The organism is Allorhizobium sp. GW101-3B10 (assembly GCF_059424725.1).
This window is the reverse complement of the sequence record NZ_JBWKZR010000001.1, coordinates 2,340,215-2,364,010: the sequence shown is the minus strand read 5'-3', so window position 1 is coordinate 2,364,010 and position 23,796 is coordinate 2,340,215. Positions and strand designations below refer to the sequence as shown.

The window sequence follows — 23,796 nt, the reverse complement described above, 5'->3', positions numbered from 1 at the left end:
CGTCGCCAGGGGGAACTCAGTCGCCAGCGGTGAAGAATTTCCACTTGCCGTCCGGCGTGATGCCGATGCGGAAGAAGTTGTAGTTGCCGAGTTCTTCCATTTCGGCGAAGTCGCCCGCGGTGACGATGCGCAGCAGTTCGACCTTCTCCGGCGGCGTCAGCATAGCCGGCGCCTTCTCGGCGAAGTAGGGCCAGACATAGGTCTCGTTCGGCGTGCCGACGTCGATCCGCACGAAGCCGGTCGACAGGATGTCGATCAGGATGGCGAGGATTTCGACGCCTTCGTCGTCGCCCGACAACTGCTTGAGTGCGGCGACCGGATCGGCATCCTCGCTGGTCTCCATGAGGATCTGGGTCTGGTTGGGGCCGGGATTCATCAGCGCCCGCAGCTGCTCGATGTCACCCGAAGCGGCTGCTTCGATCATCTGTTCGCGCAGGTGGCGCACCGGCTCGGGCGCCTTGGTGATGTCGTAGATGACCTCCGGCGGCGGCTCGTTCGCCTCGGCATTGGCGGGAGGCTGTTGCGTCTCGGGCTTCTTGATCAGCGGATCGGGATCGGGAATGCCGGTCAGGCCGGGATCGGGAAGCTCGTCGACCTTCTCGTCCTCGGCCGGCGTTTGCGGGGCTGCCGGATCTTGCTGGGGAGCGGGAATAGGCGGGATGTCGGAAAGGGCCAAGGCTGGCCGCATGGCGCCGACCGTCAGGCCGACGGCCAGGGCAACGGAAAGGAGGGGCACGAGGCGATCGCGCCGCAAGAGCTTCAGCCTGCTATGCATCGCAGTGCCTCTGGATCTTGTTACTGAACACGACGTTCGGGCGAAAATTCGCCGGCAAGCATGCGGCTGCGCAATGATTCGAGCACCGCTTCGGCGCCGTTTTCACCATGGATGCGGATGGTCTCCCGCATCGCCAGCGCGAAGGCGGCGTCGGCAATGATTTCCGGCTCGATGCCATCCGCGATGCCGTCGGCCCAGGCCTCGTTCTGGTATTCCAGCGCGGCCTGCGTCTTTTCATGCACGATCATGTCGTCGATCTCGTTGCGGCGCGGTTCCATGGTCATTCCCCGAAGCGTAGTCCTTACTCACCTGTTAATGACACTATCAGCCTTTTGTCAAAACGACACGGCCCGAGACCAAAACAGGTGAATTAATCGTTAATTTCCATAGCGGGCAGCGATTTCGACGGCGAGTGTTGCGCCTTCGTTACGGTAGAAGCTTTCGGCGGCGATCGCCGATGCGGTGCATGTGGTGTAGACCGAGGCGAACGAGCGGTATCCGCGATTATAGGCGGAGACCATGCGGGCGCGCCGTTTCGGTTCGGTCGCGGTCTCCGTATCCACGAGTTTCTGCATGGCCTCGCGCCACTCCGGCTCGCTTTCCGTGTTGCAGAGATTGCGCAGGTAGTGCACTGCGCCGATGATCTCCGACAGGCGGGCCAGCTTGTCGTCGTAGGGAGCGGGCTTCTCCGTCGATTCGGGCGTGGCTTCCGGTGCGGCGGGTGCCTCGGGCGTCTGGGCACTGGCCGGCAACGAACCGAGGGCAAAGGCGGCAGCCACGAAGAAGACCTTGGCGGAAAATCCTGTCGCGCGCATGCTCTGCCTTGTCGTCGCTGCGGTAAAGTCGTCGGCGATCGAAGCGCCGTGCCTTTGTTTATCCCGCTTCGCCGCCCCTGACCAGCCTCTCGACGCAGGCGCGCACGCTGTCGGGGACCGGCAGGCGGGCGATCTCCTCAGGCAGGAACCAGCCCGCTTCGAGCGCATCGTCGTCGGCGACGGCGACCGTTTCGGCCGCCGCCTCGACGCGGAAGACGGAAAGCAGGAAATGGCTTTCCGGCATGCCGTCTTCGGGCAGCAGTTCCAGCGTTTCGAAGAGGCGAGCCTCGCGCCCCTCCAGTCCCGTCTCCTCGAACAGTTCGCGGATGGCGGTTTCCTCCGGCGTCTCGCCGGGCTCGGCCCGCCCGCCGGGAAAGGCGAAGAGATCGGCGGCCGGCGGATTGCGCCGGCGCACGAGCAGGAAACGGCCTTCGCGTTCGACGATGGCGGAAGAGGCAAGGCGAGGGCGAGTCTGCATGAACCGGATCTCCTGGGGGCTGTCGACGTGCACAGGGGCGCGGCGGAGAATCGACGGTCTGACTATCGCCAGTCTTTCCCGGGCTCGCAAGCGCCGCGGCGGCGCCCGCCCTTGCCTTGACCGGTCTGGCGGCAAGTGCGATGGATTTGCCATGTGCGGACGTTTTTCACTGACGGCGACACCTGAAGAGGTTCAGGAGTTCCTCGGGCTGCTCGAGCTCGAAGGGTTTCCGGCGCGTTACAATATCGCGCCGACCCAGCCGATCCTGGTCGTCGTCGCCGGCGATCGCCCGGAGGCCGGAAGCAATCTGCCGGACCGCAAGGCGGTGCTCGTCCGCTGGGGCCTGATACCCGGTTGGGTGAAGGATCCGAACGATTTCCCGCTGCTGATCAACGCACGCTCGGAGACGGCCATCGGCAAGGCCTCATTTCGCGCCGCTATGCGGCACCGGCGCGTGCTGGTTCCGGCATCCGGCTTCTATGAATGGCACCGGCCCGCCAAGGACAGTGGCGAGAAATCGCAGGCCTACTGGATCAAGCCGCGCCACGGCAAGATCGTCGCCTTTGCCGGCCTGATGGAGACCTGGTCGTCGGCCGACGGATCGGAAGTCGACACCGGTGCCATCCTGACGGTCGGTTCCAACCGCACGATCGGACGCATTCACGACCGCATGCCGGTGGTGATCAAGGCGGAGGATTTCGAACGGTGGCTCGACTGCAAGAGCGCAGAGCCGCGCCACGTCGCCGATCTGCTGGTGCCCGCCGAGGAGGATTTCTTCGAGGCGGTGCCCGTGTCCGACCTCGTCAACAAGGTCAAGAATACCGGACCGGAGGTGCAAGCCCCGGTCGGGGAAAGCCTGGTCGTGGCCGAGCCGGAGAAGAAGTCATCGGGCGGTGGCCAGATGAGCCTGTTCTGAGCCTCAGGCGACGGCCTTCTTGGCCGGCTTGCGCTTCAGCATCAGCGCTGCGGCGATGACAGCCTTGAGGCCGAGCGGCCTGTAGAGGGAGTCGAGATTCGGGTTCGCCGGCTTCGCCTCGGCGGGGGCCTTGGTGGTCATGTCGTGCTCCTGACGTGTTTCCTGGGTATTTTCTGATTTTTGTTTTTTTGCTCTATTCGAGCAGATCACGACAAAAGCGTGGCGCAAACCATGACGCAAATCAATTTTGATCAGAATCGGCCATGTTTCGCGAGGAATGATCGATTCTTTCGGGAAAATTCTGCCGTTTCGCTGAGAAAACGCGCCTCAAAGACCCCGATCGATCTCCGAAAGGCCCTTTTCTGGAGCTTCCTCGCCGATAGTCAGCGTGCCGTAGCGGCGGTGCCAGGAGCGGGCGCCGAAGGGCAGCGAGAGAAGATAGCCGAGCACCGTCAGCGATAGCACTTCCCAGGTGAAGCTCATCAGCAGGGCCACGTAGAGCACCACGCCGAGAATCATCGGCAGGACGAGATCGCGGCGGATGCGGCTGGTCTCCGACTTTCCCGACCACACCGGCAGGCGGCTGACCAGCAGATAGGCGATCAGGATGGTGTAGACGGCACCGGCGAAGGCGACGGGTGCGCTCGGCGGCACGCCGAGAAAGCCGAGATAGACCGGTAGCAGCACCAGCATGGCGCCGGCCGGGGCCGGCACGCCGACGAAGAACTCCGACTGCCACGGAACCTTGGTCTCGCGTTCGGCCATGACATTGAAGCGGGCCAGGCGCAACCCGGCGGCGATCGCGTAGATCAGCGCCGCGATCCAGCCGAAGGAGCGGGCCTGGTCGAGGATGAAGACGTAGAGGACGAGGGCGGGGGCAACGCCGAAATTGACGATGTCGGCCAGCGAATCCATCTGCGCGCCGAATTTCGACGTCGCCTTCATCATGCGCGCGATGCGCCCGTCGATGCCGTCGAGGAAGGCCGCGGCGAGCACCATCATGACCGCCAGTTCGTAGCGGTTCTCGAAGGCCAGCCGAATTCCGGTCAGGCCGGCGCAGATGGCCAGCACGGTGATGAGGTTCGGTACGAGCAGCCGCAAGGGGATCTCGCGAAGGCGAGGGCCGCGCGCGCGATCATTGTGCCCGTTCTCTTCGGCCGACGGCTTTGGCGTCTGCATGCGGCTTGTCCTTCCTGACCTCAGCTGCGGCGGCTGACGACGGGTCCCTTGGCCGAGCCGAACTCGGCGATCACCGTCTCACCGGCAATGGCGGTCTGGCCGATGGACACGCGCGGTTCCGCGCCGGCCGGCACGAAGACATCGAGGCGCGAGCCGAAACGGATGAGGCCGAAACGCTCGCCGGCAGCCAGCGGGTCGTTCGGATTGGCCCAGCAGACGATGCGGCGTGCGACGAGGCCGGCGATCTGCACGACGCCGATTTCGCCGTGGCTGGTTTCGATGACGAGGCCGTTGCGTTCGTTTTCTTCGCTCGCCTTGTCCAGCTCGGCATTGAGGAAGCTGCCCTCGCGGTAGACGATATTGACGATGCGGCCACGCACCGGCGAGCGGTTCACATGGCAGTTGAAGACGTTCATGAAGATCGAGATGCGCAACATCGGCTCGGTGCCGAGATGCAGTTCCTCTGGCGGAACGGTCATCTGGATGGCGGAGACGCGACCATCGGCCGGGCTGACGACGAGATCGTCATCCTGCGGGGTGACCCGTTCCGGATCACGGAAGAAATAGGCGCACCACAGGGTCAGTACCATGCCGATCCAGAAGAGCGGCTCGAATATCCAGCCGAGGATCAGGGACGCCACGAAGAAGATGGCGACGAAGGGGTAGCCCTCCTTGTGCACAGGCACGATAGCCTTACGGATACTCTCGAACAGATCCATGAAAAACCCCGTTTCGCTGCAAAGGATCGACGTGGCTGACTACCCCGAAAGCGCGCCGGGGGCAATGCTCAAGCCACCGAAACCGAAGGACGCGGCAAATGGCGTCATAGCCTGACCATTTTTGGTAGTTGGGGCGCCATGCACCTTCCGTCAACATTTACCCCCCCAAATGGTGGGTCAAAACTGCAGGCTTATCCTGCAGCGATGCATTACCGCCGCCTTGAAATCGGAAGAGCAGTTGTCCAGTATTGAACAGAGTTCGATGTGGCAGGCCGGTGCGAAGGAGGACCGCGAGATCTTCTGGCTTGCCGTCGATAGCCGTCCGATACCGCCGCTTCTGGCCGCGCACGGCGTGACCGCGCCCTTGTCCATCGAAATTCCGGAAAGGCCGATCGCATATTTCGTGCCCGTGGCGATTGAACGCCTGGGCAATGCGGTGCGCGAACTGCGCCGCACCCTGGGCGAACATGCCTATCTCGTCATCGCTGCGGAAAATCTCAGTGGCGGCTGGATCGAGCGTGCCATTGTGCTCGGCGCCGACGATGTCGTCGATCCGACTTCGGCCGATGATATCGCCGTCTGCCTGGCCCGCACACGGCGGGCGCTCGAGCGAGTCCGCGCCGCCTGTCAGGAACGCGGCCATCTTGCCATTGAGCGCGACTACCTGCAGGCCTGCATCGACAATCTGCCGGCGCCGATCTTCTTCAAGAACGCCGACGGCATCTATGTCGGCTGCAATGTCGCCTTCGCTACCTTCATCGGCCGGACGCCCGACACTGTTGTCGGCCGCTCGGTCTTCGAAGTGGCCCCCGAAGCGCTGGCGAGCCGCTATCAGGCGGCCGACGACGAGCTTCTGCAGCGCGGCGGAACCCAGGTCTACGAGAGCGAGATTTGCCATTCCGGCGGAACGAGCCGCCATGTCGTCTTCCACAAGGCGGCGATGCAAGGCGGCGACGGGCGCGTGCGCGGTATTGCCGGAGCGATCCTCGACATCACCGACCGCAAGATGCTCGAAGCGCGATTGATCGAAGCTGCCGAGCGCGATCCGCTGACCAATGCCTATAATCGGCGCAAGTTCTTCGAGCTGGCCGACCAGATCGTGCAGCGGACAGCCGGTGATGGCCACCCCCTGGCCGTGGCCGTCATCGACGTCGACCAGTTCAAACTGATCAACGACCGGCTGGGGCACGCGGAGGGCGACAACGCCCTGCGGTTGATCGCCAGCGTGCTGGAAGAGGCGATCGGTGAGGGCAATGTCATTGCTCGGGCGGGCGGCGAGGAATTCTACGCGCTGTTCCCGAACGCATCGATCCATGACGCCGAACGCATTGCCGACCGGATGCGGGTCGAAGTCGAGCGCAGTTGCCGTCATGCGGCCCTGTCGGCCGTGGCCGGTACGGTCAGTATCGGTCTGGCCGGCTTCTATCCACTGGAGGAGACCCTGGACGAGGCCCTCAAGCGCGCCGACAACGCGCTCTATCTCGCCAAGAACAGCGGCCGCAACCGCATCTGCGTCGCCGGTTAGGTTCGAGCCGCCGGGCGATGAGGGCGACTTGCCTCAGGATGCCGGGGGCTTGCGCACCACCACGCCGAGTTCGTCGCTCTCGCGGACCTGCCGCAGATGTTCTTCCGCCTGGGTCGCTTCGCGCTGGCGGTTCCACATCGAGGCATAGAGGCCCTGCTTTTCGAGCAGCGCGGCATGGGTGCCGCGCTCGGCGATCTCGCCACCCTTCAGCACGATGATCTCGTCGGCATTCACCACGGTCGAGAGCCGGTGGGCGATGACCAGCGTCGTGCGGTTCTTCGACACCACGTCGAGTGCCGCCTGGATTTCCTGTTCGGTCGTCGTGTCGAGCGCCGAGGTCGCCTCGTCGAGGATCAGGATCGGCGGCGCCTTCAGCACGGTGCGGGCGATCGCGACGCGCTGCTTCTCTCCGCCCGAGAGCTTCAGGCCGCGTTCGCCGACCTTGGTCTGGAAACCGTCCGGCAGGTCGGTGATGAAGTGGCCGATCTGCGCGACCTCGGCGGCCTGGGCGATGTCGGCATCGCTGGCGGAGGGGCGCCCGTAGCGGATATTGTAGGCGATCGTGTCGTTGAACAGCACGGTGTCCTGCGGAACCATGCCGATCGCCGATCGCAGGCTCTTCTGGGTGATGTCGCGCACGTCCTGGCCGTCGATGGTGATCGAACCCTGCTGGATGTCGTAAAAGCGATAGAGCAGCCGCGAGATCGTCGACTTGCCAGCGCCCGACGGGCCGACCACGGCGACCGTCTTGCCGGCCGGCACCTCGAACGAGATACCCTTGAGGATGGGGCGCTGCGGATCATAGGCGAAATGCACGTCCTTGAAGGCGATCGCGCCGCCCTGGCGGATGGAAAGCTCGGTGGCGCCGGGCTTGTCGACAACTTCGGCATCCACTTCCAGAAGGTCGAACATCTGCTCGATGTCGGTCAGTCCCTGGCGGATTTCGCGGTAGACGAAGCCGATGAAATTGAGCGGGAAGGAGAGCTGCATCAGCATGGCATTGACGAAGACGAAGTCGCCGATCGTCTGCTGGCCCTGCTGCACGGCGATGGCCGACATCACCATGACGACGGCGGTGCCGACGCCGAAGATCACGCCCTGGCCGAAGTTGAGCCAGCCGAGCGAGGTCCAGACCTGGGTGGCCGATTTCTCGTAGCGCGCCATCGACTGGTCGAAGCGGCTGGCCTCCATCTCCTCATTGCCGAAATACTTGACGGTCTCGAAGTTGAGCAGCGAGTCGATCGCCTTGGTATTGGCGTCTGTGTCGCTGTCGTTCATCGCCCGGCGGATGCCGATGCGCCAGTCGCTGGCGCGGATGGTGAACCAGATATAGGCCCAGACGGTGAAGGCCGTGACGGCGAGATAGGAGAAGCCGTAGCTCCACCAGAAGATTGCCGCCGTCAGCAGGAATTCGATCAGCGTCGGGATCGAGTTGAGGATGGTGAAGCGGACGATCGTCTCGATGCCCTTGGTGCCGCGCTCGATGATGCGCGACAGGCCGCCGGTCTTGCGCTCCAGATGGAAGCGCAGCGACAGCCGATGCATGTGCACGAAGGTTCGGTAGGCGAGCTGGCGCACGGCATACTGGCCGACGCTGGCGAACAGCGCGTCGCGCAGCTGGTTGAGGCCGACCTGCGCGATGCGGGTGAGGTTGTAGACGATCACCAGCGCCACGGCGCCGAGCAGGAAGGTGGGCAGGATGCCCGCCATGTCGAGCTTGCCGTTCAGCGCGTCGGTCGCCCATTTGAAGAAATAGGGGACGAGGATCAGTACGAATTTCGAGACCAGCAGGAAGATCGTCGCCCAGACGACCCGCAACTTGAGGTCCAGCCGGTCCCGCGGCCACATGTAGGGCCAGAGGTTGACGAGCGTGCCGAGCGGGTTGCTGCTGTCCGCCGAAACCGTCTTCTTCTTGTTGTTGTCAGCCATTCCCGTCCGCCCTTGAAACCGTCTTTAGCGCAAAAGGCGGCGACTCCTTCGGAGCCGCCGCCTGGTTCGCAGATAGGCCTTCGCTTCGCCCAATGCAATGTCCGGGCGGAGAAAGTCCCCGCCGTCTGTTCAGTTGACCGGCTCGCCGCTCAGCCGCTTGCGATGGATCTCTTCGGCGTTGGGAAGCGCTTCGCTCGGGACCTGGAAGACCTGGCCCGGCTCGATCAGGTCCGGGTTGCGGATCTGGTTGGAGTTGGCGAGGTAGATGGTCGTGTAGCGCACGCCCTGGCCGTAGAGGCGGCGCGAAATCTGCCAAAGCGTGTCGCCGCGACGGATGATCACACTGTTGCTGCTCTCGGTCAGCGGCTCCTGCTCGATCGTCTTCGGCTCGGCCGGTACCGCTGCAGTGTCCTGCGTGGCGGCCGGCGCTGACGGCGCAGTCGTTGCTTCAGCCCCGGCCGACTTTGCCAGGTCAGGCGAGGGCGCGACCGGCGAAAGCACGGCCTCGATCAGCGCGGCGATCTTCGGCAGTTCGGTACCGACCTCCTCGATATCGCTCGGCAATGCCTGCACGGCTGCAAGGGCCTTGCCAGCCTTTCCGGCCGTGGCGGCGACGAACTCGGCGAGCGGGGCAGCCGCGATGGTGGCCGGACGGAAATCGGCAATCGATTTCAGGCCGATCTCGGTGGCCGAACGCGCGGCGGCGAGTTCTTCGAGCGCCGGCTTCTTGCCGTCGGCATACAGCCCCTGCAGCAGGGCAAACGCCTGGCCGAGCGATCCGCGCAGCTTTTCGAAGGCGGCGAGGTCGACGGGCACCATGGCGCCGCCCTGTCCGGATGCCGTCTGGCTGTTTTGCGCGACGACGGATACCTGCTCGCCCTCCGGTCGGTCGAACGGCACGGAGGCACGCACGACGACGGTGCCGTTGGCGTCGAGCAGTTCCGCCCGGATCACGTGGGCGCCGACGGAAATCGGCACCTCGCCATCGACGACGAAATGGCCGCTGGCATCGGTAACGACGGTGCCGATCAATGTCTCGTCGGCAAAGCCGCGCACGCTGCTGCCGACGGGGGCCTTGCCGGCCACGAAGATGCGGTTGCCCTCGATCTCGACGGCGGTGACCTGGATCTCGGCCGGTTGCGCGGCGGGCGCGGTCCCGGCCGGCGCCGTGGACGGCGCGGTCGCGGTCTCGGCAGGTGCTGCCGCCGGATTGTCCGCCGCCGGTGCGGTCGCGCTCGCGGCGACGCGCTCCTGCTTGGCGCCGGAATTGACGCTTTCGGGAAGGGTGATCAGGCGGCTTGCCTCGCCGGGCTTGGAAACCATGGCGAGCAGTTTGCCGTTCGGATCGGCGGGAACGGAGATGGTCGCGACCTCGTCCGAGGTGAGCGCCTTGCCGTCCGTGCCGGTCGCCTTGAGTTGCAGGCTGTGGTCGCCCGGCGGCAGCGGCTGGTCGAGCACGGCGGCGAAATCGCCGCTCGGGTCGACGTCGAGGGTGGCGATCACCTTGTCGCCGGAAACGATCTCGAGCTTCGAACCCGGAGCGGCATTGCCGGCGATCACGGTCGAGCCGTCGGGCTCGACGCGCAGAACGTCGAAGCGCGGCAGGCCGGCATCGGCCGCCGCGTCAGATGCTGCGGCCGGGGCGGCAGATGCGGGTTCAGGTGCCGTGTTGCCCGTCAGCGCGCTTTCGATGGCGGCGATGAGACTTGCGGCCTTGGCCGGATCGTCGGGCAGCGACTCGATGAGGGCGAGGGCCTTGGAGGCGTCTTCGCGGGCCTTCTTCATCGCCGTGTCGAGCGTAGCGTCGATTCCGGCAGGAATGTCGAGGGCGGCGAGCGCCGAAACCGCAGCCCGGGCGACGCCCTTGGCGGTGGCGAAAGCATCGGCCGCCGGCGTGCGGCCTTCGGCAAACAGCGCCTTCATGGTGGTCACCGCGGTGGTGGCCTCGGCCTTCAGCCGGTCCATTTTCCCGGCGGCCGTCTTGGCGGCGTCCGTAACCGTGGTTTGCGCCTTGTCAGCAGCGTCCTTGGCCGTGGTGACGGCCTGCGAGGCATCGTCCTTGACCGGCGAAACGCGCGGCAGGACGAAGAACACCATCAGCAGGGTTGCAACGCCGAGCACCAACAGGGCCACCCAAACGGCGCGGTTTTTCATCATCATCAGTCTCCGGGCGGAACAGCCGCCATATTCTTTAAAATTGCTAGCCCTATCTTTCGGCTTTCACAAGCGTTCTCAAGGGATTCCGGATTGTGGCGAACAGGTTTCCGTCAATTTTGTTGACCTCGCCGCCGCTCCATAGTCATCTTTCGGACATGACTGAAAAAGCATCCTCGATTCGATCCGTCTGCGTCTATTGCGGTTCCCAGCCCGGTCGCGATCCTGCCTACATGGCAGCCGGCCGCGCGCTCGGCCGTTCGATCGCGGCGCATGGCATGCGTCTCGTCTATGGTGGCGGCACCAAGGGCATAATGGGGGCGGTCGCCAGCGGCGTTCTTTCGAACGGCGGTCAGGTGACCGGCATCATCCCGGAATTCCTCGTCGACATGGAGGCCACGCGCCATTCCCTCGGCCAGCTGGACGAGCTGATCGTCACCAGGGACATGCATGAGCGCAAGCATGCCATGTTCGAACGCGCGGATGCCTTCGTGACGCTACCGGGCGGTATCGGCACGCTGGAAGAGATCGTCGAGATCATGACCTGGGCACAGCTCGGCCGGCACGAGAAGCCGATGGTGTTCGCCAATGTCAACGGTTTCTGGGATCCGATGCTCGAACTGGTGCGCCACATGCGCGAGCAGGGCTTCATCCACACCGCCCACAGGGTCCAGCCCATGGTGATCGCCGAGATCGATGAGATCGTGCCGGCCATCCTCGAAAAGCTGGAAACGGTCGCCGACCTCGACGGGGTCGATGAGGTCATTTCCCGGCTTTGAAGCCGGGGTCGGTCAATCGACGATGAACAATTTGGCGCCGACCTCGGTGGAGGAGCGGTGGGGTTCGGCATTGTCGGCGACCTGATAGCTCATGCCCGGCTTCAGCACGAAGACGCGACCATCGGCAAGCTCGGTCGTCAGTTCGCCCTCGAGGCAGAGCAGGACGTGTCCCTTGACGCACCAGTGATCGGCCAGATAGCCGGGCGTGTATTCCACCATCCGGACCCGGATCGGGCCGAAATGGCGCGTGCGCCAGGTGGCAGCGCCCCTCTCGCCCTTGTGCTCTGTCGCCTCGACCGTGCTCCAGTCGGTGGTGCCGAAGGGGATGTCCGCCATCTGCATCGCATGTCTCCATTCGGTTTCGCCGACGCGTCGCGCGGTCTTCCGCCGCTCAGCGATTGCGGTATTCGCGGATCATCGGCCAGGAATAGGTGATCAGCCCGGCCCAGATGAACAGGAAGGCGATGAACTTCGTCTGGCCGAAGGGTTCGTGGAACACGAAGACGGCGGTGATGAAGACCATGGTTGGGGCGATATACTGCATCATGCCGATCGTCGACAGCCGGAGCAGTTTCGCTCCGTTGGCGTAGGTCATCAGCGGAATGGCCGTGGCTATGCCGCTGAAGATCAGCAGTCCGATGTCGCTTGCCCCGTTGCCGTTGGCGAGGTGCCCCGTACCACTCAGCTCGACAAACAGAATGTAGAGGCAGGCCGGCACGGAGAGGATCAGGATTTCGAGGAAGAAGCCCTGATTCGGGCCGATCGGCAGCGTCTTGCGGAAGAAGGCGTAAAAGCCCCAGCTGAAGGCGAGCGCCAGCGAGATCCACGGCAGGCCGCCGGCGTCATAGGTGAGGATGGCGACCGCGATCGCCGCCAGAAGGATGGCGACCTTCTGCGGCAGCATCATGCGTTCCTTGAGCAGGATGGCGCCGATCAGCACCGAGATCAGCGGATTGATGTAATAGCCGAGCGCGCCCTGCAGGGCATGGCCCGACGTGATCGCGTAGACATAGACCAACCAGTTGACCGTCACCAGGCTCGCCGTCACCAGCGCCATGGCGAGCATGGACGGCGTACGGATCGCCTTCCACACGTCGCCGCTGCGCCTGAGCAGCAGCAGGATCACGGCGGTGATCGGCAACGACCAGATGACGCGATGGGCGACCACTTCCATCGGCGGAATATGCGCCACGAGCTTGAGGTAGAGCGGCAGGAAACCCCACATGAAATAGGCCGCAAAGGCGAACGCGAAGCCGCGTGCGCTGTCCTCGTTCTTCAGTGCCGGGGCGATCTCTTCGCTCATGATGCTCGCATCCTGATCAATATCTGGGCATGCGGGTTAGCCGATGACTTGCGAATGAGCAAATTCATTCGGGTGAACAATGGCTGATTGCTTTTGATGCGTGCTCGCGGCAGATTTGCACGCGGGGGGCGAGCAGATGGAGGAGAATCATGCTTGCCGGTTCGACGACGGAGCAGCGTCGGCACTATGCGGTGCGAATGCTGCAGAAGGCGGGCGTGCTCGAGGACGGCCCTCTGGCGAGCGCCTTTTCCCATGTGAGACGTGAGGACTTCCTCGGGCCGCCGCCCTGGCTCATCCAGGAACACGGCGGCTATCACGAATCGCCGTCGCAGGATGTCGCGACCCTCTACGAGGATGTGCTGGTGGCGCTCGACGCGCCGCGCGGCGTCAGCAACGGCAGCCCGTCCCTGCATGCGCTGGCCCTTCATTCGCTGGCGCCGAAGCGCGGCGAAACCGTCGTGCACGCGGGCGCAGGCGCGGGCTATTACACGGCCATCCTGGCGGAACTCGTCGGTCCTGAGGGACATATCCTCGCGATCGAGTACGACACGGCGCTCGCCGAGCGGGCAAGGGCCTGCCTTGCGGATCGTGGCAATGTCGAGGTGGTCTGCGGCAATGCCGTGGAATGGCCGAGGGAAGACGCCGACATCGTCTACGTCAACTTCGCCGTCGACCGGCCGGCCGATCCGTGGATCGAGCGACTGAAGCCGGGCGGGCGACTGCTGTTTCCGCTCGGCGTGCCGCACTTCGAGTGCAAGGGCAAGGGACCGGAATACACCGCCATGGCCGGCTTCCTCCTGGTGCGGCGAGAGGCGCCGGGTTACGCCTCCCGCTTCATCGAAGGCGTCTCCTTCGTCTGGGGCGAGGGCGTCGCGCGGTCGGACTGGGCTTGCCATACACGGCTTCGGGCCGCCTTCGCCGACAACTGGCGGGCGGTTCAGAGCCTGCGCTGGAAGGGCGTTGCGGACGAGGACGAATGGTATTCAGAGCCCGACTGGGGCCTCTCCACCCACGCGCTGGCCGTGGCCGCGGCGGAGTGACGGCAGGGACCGAATGTCGGCCGGCCGTCGTTCGCGATCACGAGACCCGGCCGTGCTCGGAGAGAAAGTCGAGCATCACCCGGATGCGGGCGGGCAGGTGGCCGCCCTGGCCGACATAGACCGCGTGGAAGGCTTCGCTGACCCGGGTACGCGGATCGTCGAGCACCTGGACCAGCCGGCCGGCGGCGATGTCGTCGCGCACGGTGAAGGCGGCGAGCCGCGCCAGTCCGGTACCGCCGATCGCCAGGTGACGCAGCGCCTCGCCGTCGCTGGCGCTGACGCGGCCGACCGCCGGCACCGGAACGATGGCGTCGCCCTCCGGAACCTCCCAGTCGGACAGCGCCCGGACATAGCCGAAACCCAACCGGCAATGGCGCTCCATGTCGGCGGCGGTCCGCGGTTCGCCGTGACGCGCCAGATAGAACGGCGACGCGACGATCACGAGCGCGGTCTCGCCGAGCTTGCGGGCGACCAGGCTGGAGCTCGCCATCGGCCCGGCACGAATGGCGATGTCAGCCCGTTCCGCCAGCAGGTCGACCACCTGGTCGGTCTGGACGATCTCCACGGAAATGCCGGGATGGGCTTCCAGGAAGCGAGAAAGCACCGGCGCGAGGATATGCGTGCCATAGGCCGCGCTGGTGTTGATGCGGATCAGGCCGCGCGGATTGTCGAGCGAGGCTGCACTCTTCTCCGCCTCGTCGATGTCGGCGAGGATGCGCACCGAGCGCTCGTAGAAGACCTGGCCTTCCGGCGTCAGCAGCAGTTTGCGGGTCGAGCGATTGACCAGCCGCGTGCCGAGCCGGGTTTCCAGCCGCGCGACGAGCTTGCTGACGGCTGAAGGCGTCATGCGGCAGGCGCGGGCGGCGGCGGAAAAGCCGCCTCGTTCCACCACCTGCACGAAGACTTCCATCTCGCCGGATCGATTGATGTCCTGTCGGGCCATGATGTGACTTCAGTTCACATATATTGTTCTTCTCGGCATACTATTTCACCGAACCGCATCTGTCTATCTGGAGAGCCTAACGGCACCAGATAGAGGATGTCTCTCCATGCCCCTTGCCCTTTATGCTCTCACCGCCGGCGCCTTCGGGATCGGCGTCACCGAATTCGTCATCATGGGATTGCTGATCGAGGTCGGCCGCGATCTCGGCATCTCGATCGCCACGGCCGGCCTGCTGATCTCCGGCTATGCGCTCGGCGTGGTCGTCGGTGCGCCGATCCTCACCGCCTTTGCCGGGCGGATGAAGTCGCGCACCATACTTTTGCTGCTGATGGTGGTCTTCACCATCGGCAATGCGGCCTGTGCGCTGGCCCCGAACTTCGAAGCGCTGATGGTCGCCCGCTTGGTCACGGCGCTGGCCCACGGCACCTTCTTCGGCGTCGGCTCCGTGGTGGCGACCAGCCTCGTCGCCGAGGACCGCCGCGCCTCGGCCATCGCCGTCATGTTCACCGGGCTTACGGTCGCCAACATCGTCGGCGTCCCGCTCGGCACCTGGCTCGGCCAGGAATATGGCTGGCGAATGACGTTCTGGGCGGTTGCCGTCGTCGGGGTCATAGCCTTTGCCGTTCTCGCCATCTTCCTGCCGAAGGAAGACGCCGCGGCGGACAAGACCGAGAAGGGCACGTCCCTCTCGGTACTGTTCAGCGAACCGGTGGTGACCAGCCTCGCCATGACCGTGCTCGGTTTCGCCGCGGTTTTTGCCGTCTTCACCTTCATCGCGCCGATCCTCACCCAGGTCAGCGGCTTTGCCGAGACGGCCGTCTCGCCGATCCTGCTGCTGTTCGGGGCCGGTCTGGTCGTCGGTAACCTGCTCGGCGGCCGCCTGGCCGACCGCAATCTCGACCGCGCTTTGATCCTGTCGCTGGGCGGGCTCGGCGTCGTGCTGGTCGCCATGGAAATGCTGATCGGTTACCCGTTCGCCGCCGCGGCCATGGTCGGCCTGCTCGGTGCCGCCGGCTTTGCCACCGTTGCGCCGCTGCAGCTGCGCATCCTGCAGAAGGCCAGAGGCATGGGGCAGGCGCTGGCCTCCAGCCTCAACATTGCCGCCTTCAACCTCGGCAATGCGATCGGCGCCTGGGTCGGCGGGCTTACCATCGAGCACGGTCCGGGCCTTGCCCATCTGCCGATCGTCGCCGCCATCTTCCCCGTTGCGGCCGTCGGACTCGCCCTCGTCGCCATGCGCCGCGAGCAGCGGGGCCTGGATGCGGCGCCGGCCAAGGCCTGAACCACACCCCACCAACGCATCAACTATCGAAAGGACACTGTCATGGAATATCGTCGCTTGGGAGCTTCCGGCCTGCGCGTGCCGGCCTTGAGTTTCGGTGCCGGCACGTTCGGCGGCTCCGGCCCGCTCTTCGGCGCCTGGGGCAATACCGATGTGACCGAGGCGCGGCGGATGGTCGACATCTGCCTCGAGGCCGGGGTCAACCTGTTCGACACGGCCGACGTCTACTCGGCCGGCGCCTCGGAGGAGGTACTCGGCCAGGCCATCAAGGGCCGGCGCGGCGACGTGCTGATCTCCACCAAGACCGGCCTGCCAATGGGCGACGGCCCGGCGGAGTGGGGCACGTCCTCGGCGCGCCTCGTGACCAGCGTCGACGCCGCCCTGCGCCGCCTCGGCACAGACTATATCGACCTCCTGCAGCTTCATGCCTTCGACGCCTCGACCCCGGTCGAGGAGGTGCTGTCGACCCTCGACCGGCTCGTCGCCGCAGGCAAGCTTCGTTATGTCGGCGTCTCCAATTTCGCCGGCTGGCAGATCATGAAGTCGCTGGCTGCCGCCGAAAAGCACGGCTGGCCGCGCTACGTGGCCAACCAGGTCTACTATTCTCTGGTCGGCCGCGACTACGAATGGGACCTGATGCCGCTCGGCCTTGACCAGGGCATCGGCGCGATGGTCTGGAGCCCGCTCGGCTGGGGCCGTCTCACTGGCAAGATCCGCCGCGGCAGCCCGCTGCCGAAGCAGAGCCGCCTGCACGAAACGGCCGCCTTCGGCCCGCCGGTCGACGAAGAACGGCTCTACCGTGTGGTCGATGCATTGGACGTCATTGCCGAGGAGGCCGGCAAGACCGTGCCGCAGGTGGCGCTTAACTGGCTGCTGTCGCGCCCGACCGTCTCTTCGGTCATCATCGGCGCCCGCAACGAGGAGCAACTACGCCAGAACCTCGGTGCCATCGGCTGGACCCTGACGGCCGAACAGATCGCCGCGCTCGACGCCGCCAGTGTGACGGACGCCGCCTATCCGCATTTCCCGTACTATCGCCAGGAAGGCTTCGCCAGGCTCAGCCCGCCGGCGGTGTAAAACGCCGTGTGCAGATCGCCGCCGTTCACTCGGCGGCGATCTTGCCGGCCAGCTCACGGTTCTTCATCAGCTTGTAGACGATCGAATCCATCAGCGCCTGGAACGAGGCGTCGATGATGTTTTCCGACACGCCGACGGTCCACCAGCGCACGCCGGTATCGTCGGTGGACTCGATCAGCACGCGGGTGATGGCTTCGGTGCCGCCGTTGAGGATACGCACCTTGTAGTCCGCGAGTTCGAGATCGGCGATCTCGGCCTGGAATTTGCCGATGTCCTTGCGCAGCGCGAGATCAAGCGCGTTGACCGGGCCGTCGCCTTCGGCGACCGACATGACGGCCTTGCCGTCGATCACCATCTTCACGACGGCTTCCGACACCGTTTTGAGGCGGCCATGGCTGTCGAAGCGGCGCTCGACCATGACGCGGAAGCTCTCGACCGAGAAGAAGTCCGGCACGCTGCCGAGCGTGCGGCGGGCGAGAAGCTCGAAGCTCGCATCCGCGCCCTCATAGGCATAGCCCGACGCCTCGCGCTCCTTGACGATCGAGATCAGCTTGTCGAGCCGCGGATCCTGTTTGTCGACGTCGATGCCGCGCCGCTTCAGCGCATTGATGAAATTGGCCTTGCCGCCCTGGTCGGAGACCATGACCTTGCGGAAATTGCCGACGCTTTCCGGTACCACGTGTTCGTAGGTGCGCGGGTCCTTCAGCAGCGCCGAGGCATGGATACCGGCCTTGGTGGCGAAGGCTGACGCCCCGACATAGGGTGCCTGATGGTCGGGCGAGCGGTTGAGCAGCTCGTCGAAGGCGTGCGACAGCCGGGTGAGCTCGACCAGCTTGTCGGTGTCGATCGCCGTTTCGAAGCGCGACGCATAGGTCTCTTTCAGACAGAGTGTCGGGATGATCGTCACCAGATTGGCGTTGCCGCAACGTTCGCCGATGCCGTTCAGCGTGCCCTGGATCTGGCGCACGCCGGCTTCCACGGCGGCCAGCGAATTGGCGACCGCCTGGCCCGTGTCGTTGTGGGCATGGATGCCGAGCGAGGCGCCGGGAACGCCGGCGGCGATCACCGCCTGGACGATGTCGCGGATCTCCGGCGGCTGGGTGCCGCCATTGGTGTCGCACAGCACCACCCAGCGTGCGCCGGCGTCATAGGCCGCCTTGGCGCAGGCCAGAGCGTAAGCGGGATTGGCCTTGTAGCCGTCGAAGAAATGCTCGCAATCGACCATCGGCTGCTTGCCGGCGGCGGCGACCGCCTCGACGCTCTCGCGGATGCTGTCGAGATTTTCGTCGTTGGTGCAGCCGAGCGCCACTTCGACGTGATAGTCCCAGGTCTTGGCGACCAGGCAGACCGCGTCGCTCTCGGCTTGAAGCAATTGCGTGAGGCCCGGATCGTTGGAGGCCGAGACGCCGGCGCGCTTGGTCATGCCGAAGGCGACGAATGAGGCGCGGCTGGTCCGCTTCTTGGAAAAGAAGGCCGTGTCGGTCGGGTTGGCGCCCGGATAGCCGCCCTCGACATAGTCGAGACCGAACTCGTCCAGCATGGCGGCGATGGCAATCTTGTCCTCGACCGAAAAATCAATGCCCGGCGTCTGCTGCCCGTCGCGCAGCGTGGTGTCGAAGAGGTAGATCTTTTCGCGTGTCATGTGTGTGCCTCCCGAGGCATATGTCGTCTCTTCATTGCGCTGCCCCTCATCCGGCTGCCGCCACCTTCTCCCCGCAAGCGGGGAGAAGGGCCGCGCCGCCGACGTGTCCGTCCCCTCTCCCCGCCTGCGGGGAGAGGGTCAGGGTGAGGGGCTATCTTACTTTTTCCCCGCAAACCGGTCCGTCGCGCGGATCAGCTGGTCGAGGATGCCCGGCTCCAGATAGGCGTGTCCGGCACCCTCGATCAGGTGGAAATCGGCCTTGGGCCAGGCCTTGTGCAGTTGCCAGGCATATTTCGCCGGGCAGGGCATGTCGTAGCGGCCGTGCACGATCACGCCGGGAATGTCCCGGAGCTTATGGGCATCACGCAGCAACTGGCCTTCGTCCATCCACCCGCCATGGACGAAGAAATGGTTCTCGATCCGGGCGAAGGCGATCGCATAGTCGTCCTCGCCGAAATGCGCCTCATAGTCCGGGTTCGGCAGAAGCGTGATGGTGCCGCCTTCCCAGGTGCTCCAGGCGATCGCGCATTCGAGCTGCTTCTTCCTGTCCGTGCCCGTCAGGTAGCGGCGATAGGCGCCCATCATGTCGTGGCGTTCGTGCTGGGGGATCGGCGCCTGGAAGCGCTCCCACTTGTCGGGGAACATCTCCGACACGCCGAACTGGTAGTACCAGTCGAGCTCCGCCCTGGTCAGCGTGTAGATGCCGCGCAGGACCAGTTCCGACACGTGCTCCGGATGTGTCTCCGCGTAGGCGAGCGCCAGCGTCGAGCCCCAGGAACCGCCGAACACCAGCCATTTATCGACGCCCGTCATCTCGCGCAGCCGTTCGGTGTCGGCGACGAGGTGCCAGGTGGTGTTGGCGTCCAGTCCGGCATGCGGGGTCGACTTGCCGCAGCCGCGCTGGTCGAACAGGAGGACATCGTAGAGCTTCGGATCGAACAGGCGGCGCTGCGTCGGGCTCGTGCCGCCGCCCGGGCCGCCATGCAGGAAAACGGCGGGCTTGGCACCTTTGGTGCCGACGCGTTCCCAATAGATCGTGTGGCCGTCGCCGACATCGAGGAAGCCGGTCTCGAACGGTTCGATCTCCGGGTAGAACCCGCGCAAGTCAGTGCTCATGATCAATCCTTTTGCTGCGGCCAGACCGCTGTATCATGGTCGGGATGCTGGTGGTTGCTCCGCGCGATCCGCGCATTTCCGTCCGGCAGGTCCGAACGGTCCGTCGCCTTTTGCGGCAGCGAGAAGAGCTTGTCGAAATAGGAAATCCGCGCCTCCACCCCGTCCTGCGACACGGGCGTGGTGGCTTCCGGATTGTCGAGGCTGCCGATCGTCACGCTGACATAGGGGGAATCGACGGTCTTGAAGAAAAGTGGCGTGCCGCATCTCTCGCAAAAGCCCCGGCGGCAGGGATCGGAGGAGGAAAACCAGCGCGGCGCGCCGCGGGTGATCTCAAAGGTCTCCTCGCGGGTACCGGCGAGCGCCATGAAGAAATTGCCGCCGGCCTTCTGGCACATGCGGCAGTGGCAGAGATGCGGATAGCCGAGCTTGCCGGCGATGCGATAGCGCACCGCGCCGCACTGGCATCCACCGCTGTGGCTCTCGGCTCCGTTCAAGGCTCACTCCTCCTCGGGCGGCCAGACGGCCGTGTCATGGTCGGGATGCTGGTTCGACACCACCGAGGCGAAGAACGCTTCCATCTCCGGTGAGGTCGCCGCCGGCTTCTCGAACAGGTGGTCGATCCAGGGCAGCCGCTTGTCGTGGTTGACCTGCACCTGCGGCTCGATCAGCTCGGGGTGGTCAAATGCGCCGATTGCCAGTTCGATATGCTCGCCGACATGGTAGGTGAGGGGCGTGCCGCACTTGTTGCAGAAGCCGCGCTTGACCTTGGCCGAGGAGCGAAACAGCGAGGGCTGGCCGCGCGTCCAGGTCAGATGCGCATGATCGGCCGTCACCAGCGCGCCGAACAACGAGCCGAAGGCCTTCTGGCACATGCGGCAATGGCAGATCGACGGCCGTCCGAGCTTTTCCGCCCGGAACCTGACCGCACCGCACTGGCATCCGCCGGTGAAAATTCCATCCATTCGATCTTCTCCTAGCGAAGGGCCACATAGGCGACGACGCCGACGGTGATGAGTACGACCACGATGCCCTTGCCGATCAGGCCGTAGAGCAGCCATTTGGGCATCTGCGTATTGGGGTTCTTTTCCGTCATTCCTTGCTCTCCTTCGGCCATTGGCCGCCGGTGTCGTGGTCGGGATGCTGGTAGGATACGATCTCCAGCACGAAGGGCGCCTCTACGGCATCCTCTTCCGTGCGGTGGCCAGGCAGTTCGTGCAGACGGTCGACGAAGCCGATCTTGCCCTCGGTGCCGAACTGCACGATGGGCGGCAGCAGCGACGGATCGTCGAAGGCGCCGGCGGCAATCGCCACGCCGTCGGGCGCCTCGTAGGTCAGCGGCGTGCCGCAATGGCCGCAGAAGCCGCGAAGGGCGAAATTCGACGAGCGGAATTTTTTCGGCTGACCGCGCGTCCATTCGAGCTTGGCGCCCCGCGTCGAGACGAGCGGCGCATAGTAGGCGCCGAACGCCTTCTGGCACATGCGGCAATGGCAGATCGACGAGTCCTTGAGGACGCCCGCGACCCGGAAGCGGACCGCGCCGCACTGGCATCCCCCGGTGTAGGTGGCTTCTGTCATGACGGGTCTCCCGTGCTGATGGCTTTGTCCCAGTGAGGCGGCCGGACATGCAATCGAAGGGCGCATTTCGACGAGGTGTCACCCCCCTCTGCCCTGCCGGGCGTTCGGCACTGCAATCGATTCACTGGATCGATTGCTCGGCTACGCCGACCGTGCCTCACCCCCTCAAGGGGGGAGATCGGCCCCGCGGCGGCCGCTCCGGTCCGCATCAGAACCGGTGAGCATTGCAGAAGGCCAAGAGAGGCACAGCGCCCGAAGTCCCATTCGTGTCCGCGAGTGCCGCGTTTCCAAGGGGGCGGCGACGGCGCAACTTCCCGATCTCCCCCCTTGAGGGGGTGAGGCACGGTCGGCGTAGCCGAGCAATCGATCCAGTGAATCGATTGCAGGGCCGAACGCCCGGCAGGGCAGAGGAGGGTATCGCCAGTCGCCAGAACAGACATCCTACCGCTTGACCTCCCAGGTGGTCACCCGCTCGCCGCTTTCCTTGTCCTTGCGGTCCTCGAGCTGGATGCCCTTGGCCAGAAGGTCGTCGCGGATCTTGTCGGCCTCGGCTTGATTGCCCGCCTTCAGCATTTCAAGCCGCATGTCCACAAGAGCTTGAATGGCCGCAGATAGGTTACCGGTCATTGCTTAAGCTCCCAAGTGGTAACCTTCTCACCAGTGGCTTGGTCTTTGCCATCCTTGAGTTGGATTCCCTGCGCCGAAAGATCATTACGGATCTTGTCGGCCTCAGCGAAGTTCTTCAGCTTGATAAGCTCAAGACGGTGCGCGATGCATTGTTCAATTTCTTGCCTGTCCAGCCTGCTCTCTTCGCTGATGGCTTCCAGAGTGATGGCACCGTGCTCATGCAAAACCACTTTGACCTGATCGCGCGTGAGTTCAGGAAAACGGGTCTGAAAAAGGTGATTGAGCTCAGTTCGGGAGCGATTGCGCGCGTCAAGATCTGTGGCCCAGTTGTAATAGTTGAGCACTAGCGCGCGCGCGTCTTCGAGGGTCTCCGTGTATTTGCTTAGCAGATGGGGACGGGCACTATGCATGAGTGCATCAAAGTATGCGTGCTTGAGGTAGCTTCGGAAAAGGCCAAGCCAAATGAGATTGCTACCTAGCTCATTCGCGGCGATCGGATTCGCTGCTGCTTGTTGCGCCAAATGATCGATATGAACGATAGCTTCCTGAAAATTGAGGTCGTCGGCCAATGCCGCCACCACTTTTGGAGATGGAGAGACAACGGATTCCCCCACATAGAGCCCGTTCTGAAACTCCTCCGCGGCGTAGTTAGTGAAAGCTTTGACCCATCCAGAGAGCTTGTCCCTCCAGAAACCTAGCTTGGCCTCGCTGAAATCAATGGGTTGACGATAGTGGGTCGCCAACATGGTGAGACGGATCACTTCGCCTGGGAACGGCCTCCTCGACTTGCCAGCCAGCAACTCGTTGATGGTGACGAAATTGCCCTCCGACTTCGACATCTTGCGGCCTTCGACCTGCAGGAAGCCGTTGTGCATCCAGACATTGGCCATTACTTCGGTGTCGAAGGCGCAGCAGGACTGGGCGATCTCGTTCTCGTGATGCGGGAAGATCAGGTCCAGCCCGCCGCCATGGATGTCGAACTGGTGCGGGCTTGCCTTGGCGCGCGGCGAAAGCCGGTCCTTGATGTCCTCCCAGAGATAACGATCCGCCATGGCCGAGCATTCGATGTGCCAGCCGGGACGGCCGTGGATGGCCACCGTCTTGCCTTCGAACGTGAAGCTGGCGCTCCAGCCCGGTTCGGTATCGGCCGACTGCTTCCACAGCACGAAATCGCCGGGATTGGTCTTGTGGGCTTCGACCGCGACGCGGGCGCCGGCCTGCTGGTCCTCGAGCTTGCGCTTCGAAAGCTGGCCGTAGTCGGCCATGGAGGCGGTAGCGAACAGCACTTCCTGGCCTTCGGAGCCGGAAGCCACATAGGCGTGCCCCTGGTCCAAGAGCCGCTGGATGATGGCGATCATCTGGCCGATATTGTCGGTTGCCCGCGGCTCGACGGTGGGCTGGAGGCAGCCGAGCGCCGCCACGTCGGCATGGAACTGGCTCTCGGTCTTGCCGGTGACGGCGCGGATGGCCTCGTTCAGCGTCATCGAGCCATCGGCGATCTGCGCGCCGAAGTCGCGCAGCGCCCGGGCGTTGATCTTGTCGTCGACGTCGGTGATGTTGCGCACATAGGTGACGTGGCTTTCGCCGTAGACATGGCGCAGCAGCCGGTAGAGCACGTCGAAGACGATGACCGGGCGCGCATTGCCGATATGGGCGAAGTCGTAGACGGTCGGGCCGCAGACATACATGCGCACGCTGTCGGCATCGATCGGGGTGAAATCGACCTTGTCGCGTGTCAGTGTGTTGTAAAGCTTGAGGCTCGTCGCCATTCCAATCTCCCAATAGCCAAATCGTCCGGCTGGACCGGGTCGTTTGTCATCTGGGACTTGATCAGGAGACGAAAACGGCCGGGCCAGCGTTTGCGCTAGCGAATAATAGTCCCGCAAATAATGCAGATGGTCGTTTTCATGGGGCGTGTTATG

The 23,796-nt window shown here is 64.4% G+C and carries 23 protein-coding genes and 3 pseudogenes; 6 read left to right on the top strand and 20 right to left on the bottom strand.

Annotated features, from left to right (window positions below; translation table 11 throughout):
• Positions 1-16: 16 nt before the first annotated feature.
• The 4 genes from AC07Y0_RS11660 to AC07Y0_RS11645 form a co-directional block, all read right to left on the bottom strand.
• Positions 17-775 (bottom strand): hypothetical protein, encoded by a 759-nt coding sequence (locus tag AC07Y0_RS11660; protein ID WP_498677373.1) that lies wholly within the window; start codon positions 773-775, stop codon positions 17-19.
• Positions 776-795: 20 nt separating this feature from the next.
• Complete coding sequence (locus AC07Y0_RS11655; RefSeq protein ID WP_028736157.1) at positions 796-1,053, bottom strand: hypothetical protein; 258 nt, start codon at positions 1,051-1,053, stop codon at positions 796-798.
• Between the two features lie 99 nt (positions 1,054-1,152).
• Positions 1,153-1,590 (bottom strand): TIGR02301 family protein, encoded by a 438-nt coding sequence (locus tag AC07Y0_RS11650; protein WP_498677371.1) that lies wholly within the window; start codon positions 1,588-1,590, stop codon positions 1,153-1,155.
• A 58-nt stretch (positions 1,591-1,648) separates the two neighbouring features.
• A complete protein-coding gene (locus AC07Y0_RS11645; protein WP_498677370.1) occupies positions 1,649-2,068 on the bottom strand; it encodes an NUDIX hydrolase in 420 nt (139 codons plus the stop codon).
• A gap of 151 nt (positions 2,069-2,219) precedes the next feature.
• Here AC07Y0_RS11645 and AC07Y0_RS11640 point away from each other — a divergent pair, with 151 nt between their 5' ends.
• Positions 2,220-2,984: an SOS response-associated peptidase gene (locus tag AC07Y0_RS11640; protein WP_498677368.1), complete on the top strand. Its 765-nt coding sequence runs from the start codon at positions 2,220-2,222 to the stop codon at positions 2,982-2,984.
• A gap of 3 nt (positions 2,985-2,987) precedes the next feature.
• On the opposite strand, the gene AC07Y0_RS11635 is transcribed toward AC07Y0_RS11640, so the two are convergent.
• From AC07Y0_RS11635 to AC07Y0_RS11625, 3 genes are all read right to left on the bottom strand, one after another.
• Positions 2,988-3,125: a hypothetical protein gene (locus tag AC07Y0_RS11635; RefSeq protein ID WP_498677366.1), complete on the bottom strand. Its 138-nt coding sequence runs from the start codon at positions 3,123-3,125 to the stop codon at positions 2,988-2,990.
• Positions 3,126-3,311: 186 nt separating this feature from the next.
• The gene (gene pssA, locus AC07Y0_RS11630) at positions 3,312-4,163 is read right to left on the bottom strand and encodes a CDP-diacylglycerol--serine O-phosphatidyltransferase (RefSeq protein WP_498677364.1); all 852 of its coding nucleotides are present in this window, start codon (positions 4,161-4,163) and stop codon (positions 3,312-3,314) included.
• A gap of 20 nt (positions 4,164-4,183) precedes the next feature.
• Entirely contained in the window at positions 4,184-4,882 is a 699-nt protein-coding gene (locus AC07Y0_RS11625; protein WP_498677363.1) for a phosphatidylserine decarboxylase, read from the bottom strand.
• Between the two features lie 238 nt (positions 4,883-5,120).
• On the opposite strand from AC07Y0_RS11625, the gene AC07Y0_RS11620 reads away from it, so the two are divergent.
• Positions 5,121-6,407: a sensor domain-containing diguanylate cyclase gene (locus tag AC07Y0_RS11620; RefSeq protein WP_498677362.1), complete on the top strand. Its 1,287-nt coding sequence runs from the start codon at positions 5,121-5,123 to the stop codon at positions 6,405-6,407.
• A 33-nt stretch (positions 6,408-6,440) separates the two neighbouring features.
• Here the strand turns inward: AC07Y0_RS11620 and AC07Y0_RS11615 are convergent, their stop codons facing one another.
• Both AC07Y0_RS11615 and AC07Y0_RS11610 read right to left on the bottom strand, forming a co-directional pair.
• A complete protein-coding gene (locus tag AC07Y0_RS11615; protein WP_498677359.1) occupies positions 6,441-8,336 on the bottom strand; it encodes an ABCB family ABC transporter ATP-binding protein/permease in 1,896 nt (631 codons plus the stop codon).
• A 129-nt stretch (positions 8,337-8,465) separates the two neighbouring features.
• The gene (locus AC07Y0_RS11610) at positions 8,466-10,493 is read right to left on the bottom strand and encodes a LysM peptidoglycan-binding domain-containing protein (protein ID WP_498677357.1); all 2,028 of its coding nucleotides are present in this window, start codon (positions 10,491-10,493) and stop codon (positions 8,466-8,468) included.
• A gap of 155 nt (positions 10,494-10,648) precedes the next feature.
• Here AC07Y0_RS11610 and AC07Y0_RS11605 point away from each other — a divergent pair, with 155 nt between their 5' ends.
• Entirely contained in the window at positions 10,649-11,269 is a 621-nt protein-coding gene (locus tag AC07Y0_RS11605) for an LOG family protein (protein WP_498677355.1), read from the top strand.
• Between the two features lie 12 nt (positions 11,270-11,281).
• On the opposite strand, the gene AC07Y0_RS11600 is transcribed toward AC07Y0_RS11605, so the two are convergent.
• Together AC07Y0_RS11600 and rarD are read right to left on the bottom strand one after the other, a co-directional pair.
• Positions 11,282-11,611, bottom strand: a complete 330-nt coding sequence (locus AC07Y0_RS11600) for a DHCW motif cupin fold protein (RefSeq protein WP_498677354.1) — start codon at positions 11,609-11,611, stop codon at positions 11,282-11,284.
• 49 nt (positions 11,612-11,660) lie between these two features.
• Positions 11,661-12,575: an EamA family transporter RarD gene (rarD, locus tag AC07Y0_RS11595; protein ID WP_498680221.1), complete on the bottom strand. Its 915-nt coding sequence runs from the start codon at positions 12,573-12,575 to the stop codon at positions 11,661-11,663.
• Positions 12,576-12,721: 146 nt separating this feature from the next.
• Here rarD and AC07Y0_RS11590 point away from each other — a divergent pair, with 146 nt between their 5' ends.
• Positions 12,722-13,612, top strand: coding sequence for a protein-L-isoaspartate O-methyltransferase family protein (locus AC07Y0_RS11590; RefSeq protein WP_498677352.1), 891 nt, complete (start codon positions 12,722-12,724; stop codon positions 13,610-13,612).
• Positions 13,613-13,649: 37 nt separating this feature from the next.
• Here the strand turns inward: AC07Y0_RS11590 and AC07Y0_RS11585 are convergent, their stop codons facing one another.
• Positions 13,650-14,555 carry a LysR family transcriptional regulator gene (locus AC07Y0_RS11585; RefSeq protein ID WP_498677347.1) on the bottom strand — a complete coding sequence of 302 codons (906 nt, stop codon included), beginning with the start codon at positions 14,553-14,555 and terminating at the stop codon, positions 13,650-13,652.
• Between the two features lie 106 nt (positions 14,556-14,661).
• Here AC07Y0_RS11585 and AC07Y0_RS11580 point away from each other — a divergent pair, with 106 nt between their 5' ends.
• Positions 14,662-15,837, top strand: coding sequence for an MFS transporter (locus AC07Y0_RS11580; RefSeq protein ID WP_498677345.1), 1,176 nt, complete (start codon positions 14,662-14,664; stop codon positions 15,835-15,837).
• A 42-nt stretch (positions 15,838-15,879) separates the two neighbouring features.
• On the top strand, positions 15,880-16,914 hold the full coding sequence (locus AC07Y0_RS11575; protein WP_498677343.1) for an aldo/keto reductase: 1,035 nt from the start codon (positions 15,880-15,882) through the stop codon (positions 16,912-16,914).
• Between the two features lie 25 nt (positions 16,915-16,939).
• Here the strand turns inward: AC07Y0_RS11575 and cimA are convergent, their stop codons facing one another.
• From cimA to cysS, 8 genes and pseudogenes are all read right to left on the bottom strand, one after another.
• Complete coding sequence (gene cimA, locus AC07Y0_RS11570) at positions 16,940-18,556, bottom strand: citramalate synthase (RefSeq protein ID WP_498677341.1); 1,617 nt, start codon at positions 18,554-18,556, stop codon at positions 16,940-16,942.
• Between the two features lie 156 nt (positions 18,557-18,712).
• Positions 18,713-19,672 carry a prolyl aminopeptidase gene (gene pip, locus AC07Y0_RS11565; protein ID WP_498677339.1) on the bottom strand — a complete coding sequence of 320 codons (960 nt, stop codon included), beginning with the start codon at positions 19,670-19,672 and terminating at the stop codon, positions 18,713-18,715.
• 2 nt (positions 19,673-19,674) lie between these two features.
• Positions 19,675-20,166, bottom strand: coding sequence for a GFA family protein (locus tag AC07Y0_RS11560; protein WP_498677338.1), 492 nt, complete (start codon positions 20,164-20,166; stop codon positions 19,675-19,677).
• A 3-nt stretch (positions 20,167-20,169) separates the two neighbouring features.
• Entirely contained in the window at positions 20,170-20,634 is a 465-nt protein-coding gene (locus tag AC07Y0_RS11555; RefSeq protein WP_498677335.1) for a GFA family protein, read from the bottom strand.
• A 127-nt stretch (positions 20,635-20,761) separates the two neighbouring features.
• Positions 20,762-21,247: a GFA family protein gene (locus AC07Y0_RS11550; protein ID WP_498677333.1), complete on the bottom strand. Its 486-nt coding sequence runs from the start codon at positions 21,245-21,247 to the stop codon at positions 20,762-20,764.
• A gap of 441 nt (positions 21,248-21,688) precedes the next feature.
• Positions 21,689-21,862: pseudogene (locus AC07Y0_RS11545) on the bottom strand (CysS/YqeB C-terminal domain-containing protein); the annotation flags it as partial.
• An 8-nt stretch (positions 21,863-21,870) separates the two neighbouring features.
• A pseudogene (locus AC07Y0_RS11540) lies at positions 21,871-22,014 on the bottom strand (cysteine--tRNA ligase); the annotation flags it as partial.
• Between the two features lie 309 nt (positions 22,015-22,323).
• A pseudogene (cysS, locus tag AC07Y0_RS11535) lies at positions 22,324-23,649 on the bottom strand (cysteine--tRNA ligase); the annotation flags it as partial.
• Positions 23,650-23,796: the final 147 nt, after the last annotated feature.

Bases quoted from the DNA above. Each gene is read 5' to 3' on its own strand.
- AC07Y0_RS11645 (WP_498677370.1), bottom strand. From the start codon at position 2,068: ATGCAGACTCGCCCTCGCCTTGCCTCTTCCGCCATCGTCGAACGCGAA.
- AC07Y0_RS11635 (WP_498677366.1), bottom strand. From the start codon at position 3,125: ATGACCACCAAGGCCCCCGCCGAGGCGAAGCCGGCGAACCCGAATCTC.
- AC07Y0_RS11600 (WP_498677354.1), bottom strand. From the start codon at position 11,611: ATGCAGATGGCGGACATCCCCTTCGGCACCACCGACTGGAGCACGGTC.
- cimA (WP_498677341.1), bottom strand. From the start codon at position 18,556: ATGACACGCGAAAAGATCTACCTCTTCGACACCACGCTGCGCGACGGG.
- AC07Y0_RS11555 (WP_498677335.1), bottom strand. From the start codon at position 20,634: ATGGATGGAATTTTCACCGGCGGATGCCAGTGCGGTGCGGTCAGGTTC.
- AC07Y0_RS11580 (WP_498677345.1), top strand. From the start codon at position 14,662: ATGCCCCTTGCCCTTTATGCTCTCACCGCCGGCGCCTTCGGGATCGGC.
- AC07Y0_RS11585 (WP_498677347.1), bottom strand. From the start codon at position 14,555: ATGGCCCGACAGGACATCAATCGATCCGGCGAGATGGAAGTCTTCGTG.
- AC07Y0_RS11575 (WP_498677343.1), top strand. From the start codon at position 15,880: ATGGAATATCGTCGCTTGGGAGCTTCCGGCCTGCGCGTGCCGGCCTTG.
- AC07Y0_RS11625 (WP_498677363.1), bottom strand. From the start codon at position 4,882: ATGGATCTGTTCGAGAGTATCCGTAAGGCTATCGTGCCTGTGCACAAG.
- AC07Y0_RS11650 (WP_498677371.1), bottom strand. From the start codon at position 1,590: ATGCGCGCGACAGGATTTTCCGCCAAGGTCTTCTTCGTGGCTGCCGCC.
- AC07Y0_RS11605 (WP_498677355.1), top strand. From the start codon at position 10,649: ATGACTGAAAAAGCATCCTCGATTCGATCCGTCTGCGTCTATTGCGGT.
- AC07Y0_RS11655 (WP_028736157.1), bottom strand. From the start codon at position 1,053: ATGGAACCGCGCCGCAACGAGATCGACGACATGATCGTGCATGAAAAG.
- AC07Y0_RS11640 (WP_498677368.1), top strand. From the start codon at position 2,220: ATGTGCGGACGTTTTTCACTGACGGCGACACCTGAAGAGGTTCAGGAG.
- AC07Y0_RS11610 (WP_498677357.1), bottom strand. From the start codon at position 10,493: ATGATGAAAAACCGCGCCGTTTGGGTGGCCCTGTTGGTGCTCGGCGTT.
- AC07Y0_RS11660 (WP_498677373.1), bottom strand. From the start codon at position 775: ATGCATAGCAGGCTGAAGCTCTTGCGGCGCGATCGCCTCGTGCCCCTC.
- pip (WP_498677339.1), bottom strand. From the start codon at position 19,672: ATGAGCACTGACTTGCGCGGGTTCTACCCGGAGATCGAACCGTTCGAG.
- AC07Y0_RS11590 (WP_498677352.1), top strand. From the start codon at position 12,722: ATGCTTGCCGGTTCGACGACGGAGCAGCGTCGGCACTATGCGGTGCGA.
- pssA (WP_498677364.1), bottom strand. From the start codon at position 4,163: ATGCAGACGCCAAAGCCGTCGGCCGAAGAGAACGGGCACAATGATCGC.
- AC07Y0_RS11550 (WP_498677333.1), bottom strand. From the start codon at position 21,247: ATGACAGAAGCCACCTACACCGGGGGATGCCAGTGCGGCGCGGTCCGC.
- AC07Y0_RS11615 (WP_498677359.1), bottom strand. From the start codon at position 8,336: ATGGCTGACAACAACAAGAAGAAGACGGTTTCGGCGGACAGCAGCAAC.